Below are 1,188 nucleotides of genomic sequence, written 5' to 3' on the forward strand. Positions count from 1 at the left end.
CGGCTGCCCTTCGCGCGATGAACGACCTCACGCGCCGCGCCAGAGATGCAGCCGAGCATGGCTCGGCTCTACCGGTGGGTTTCCTTCAGCGCCTTCACCAACGCCGCGTTGAATCGCTTCGGGTCCTGCACCTGCGGGGAATGGCCGAGATCATCGAAGGTCACCAACGTCGCGCCGGGAATCGCTGCCGCCGCCGCCTTGCCCAGTGCCGGATAGTCACCCAGCGTCGCCTTCAATGCCGGCGGTGCCAGATCGCGGCCGATCGCGGTGCGGTCGGTCTGGCCGATGAACAACGTGGTCGGCACGGTGATCCGCGGCAGCTCGTAGACCACCGGCTGGTTGAACACCATGTCCGAGGTCAGCGCCTGGCTCCAGGCCACCGCCTGCTTCCCCGGGCCGTCGTACATGCGTGACTGCATGCTTACCCAGTGCGCGTACCCGGGCTTCCACTGGCCGTTGTAATACACCTCCAGCTGGTACTTTTTGATGCTGTCGAAACTGGTCTTCAACTCGCCGGCATACCACGCATCCACGCTGCGCCAGGGCACGCCCTTGGCCTTCCAGTCTTCCAGCCCGATGGGATTGACCAGCGCCAGGTGCCGCAGCTGATGCGGATACATCAGCGCATAGCGCGCGGCGAGCATGCCACCCATCGAATGGCCGACGAGGTCGACCTGGGCCGCGTCGAGCCCAAGATGGGCGAGCAGGGCGTGGGTATTGGCGGCCAGCTGGCCGAACGAATACTGGTAGCGCTCGGGCTTGCTGGATTTGCAGAAGCCGATCTGGTCCGGTGCGATCACCCGGTAACCGGCGGCGCTCAGCGCCTGGATGGTGTCCTGCCAAGTGGCTGCGCAGAAGTTCTTGCCGTGCAGCAGTACGACCGTGCCGGCGAAGGCCTTGCCGGCCGGCGGGACATCGAGGTAGGCCATCTCCAGTGGTTGTCGCTGTGCGTCGAACTGGAAGATCTTCACCGGGTAGGGGTACTCGAAGCCTTCCAGCCGTGGGCCATAGGTGTCGGCGGCGAGTGAAGTCAGGGGCAGGCAGGCGAGCAGGGCGGCGGCCAGGATGCGCATGGCGGTCTCCGGAAGGGGAAGCCCGACTTTACTGGAGGCACCGCGATGATGCTGTTGCGCAGAGCCGACCGATGGTCGGCTGCATTTCCACACCGCGTAGAGCCGACCGTTGGTC

General features: G+C 65.5%; 1 protein-coding gene. It reads right to left on the reverse strand.

All coding sequences use genetic code 11. The features are described from left to right. Nucleotides 1–68: 68 nt before the first annotated feature. The gene (locus ACXJKH_RS20875) at nucleotides 69–1,073 is read right to left on the reverse strand and encodes an alpha/beta fold hydrolase (protein ID WP_457322247.1); all 1,005 of its coding nucleotides are present in this window, start codon (nucleotides 1,071–1,073) and stop codon (nucleotides 69–71) included. Nucleotides 1,074–1,188 lie beyond the last annotated feature (115 nt).

The sequence above is a fragment of the Stenotrophomonas sp. P5_B8 genome (assembly GCF_054049855.1).